At 42.6% G+C, this 448-nt stretch carries 1 protein-coding gene; it reads left to right on the top strand.

What is annotated here, in order from left to right; all coding sequences use genetic code 11:
* Nucleotides 1–109: 109 nt before the first annotated feature.
* Nucleotides 110–448, top strand: a 339-nt coding sequence (gene pilM, locus J0A66_RS21690) for a pilus assembly protein PilM (protein WP_338143939.1), incomplete at its 3' end; no start/stop codon positions are given.

Here is a 448-nt window from a genome sequence, read left to right as displayed (position 1 = left end):
CTAAAGAAATGGCTTATATTTTATACCTATGTACCGTTATTAGAACCATTAACTAATTAAAATTAGTGAATAATGGTTTTCAGATAGTTTAACAAAATAGGAAGCCTTCGTGCTTGAGAATCTGTTCAGCAAAAAAATGCCTGCCATGTTGGGATTAGATATTGGCACACGCTCAGTTAAGGGTGTGTTGCTGAACAGTTCCGGTGGACAGGTGCAAGTCATCGCTCACGCATGTGAGTCCATCGTAGGTAATGCCTTTGTTGACCGGGAGATAAAAGATTTTGATGCGGTTAGCAATGCGATTCGAAAAGTGAAAATGGCGCTGAAAACCAAATGTAAGAACGTCGCGTCTGCCGTGTCCGGTGCTTCTGTAATTACCAAAGTGGTGTATATGGACCCCGACCAGGCGGACCATGAACTGGAAGCGCAAATTGAAATTGAAGCGGAC

The organism is Bowmanella dokdonensis, assembly GCF_017254865.1.
Lineage (GTDB): Bacteria > Pseudomonadota > Gammaproteobacteria > Enterobacterales > Alteromonadaceae > Bowmanella > Bowmanella dokdonensis.
Note: the sequence above shows the minus strand (reverse complement) of the source record. Positions and strands in the feature narration are given on the sequence as shown.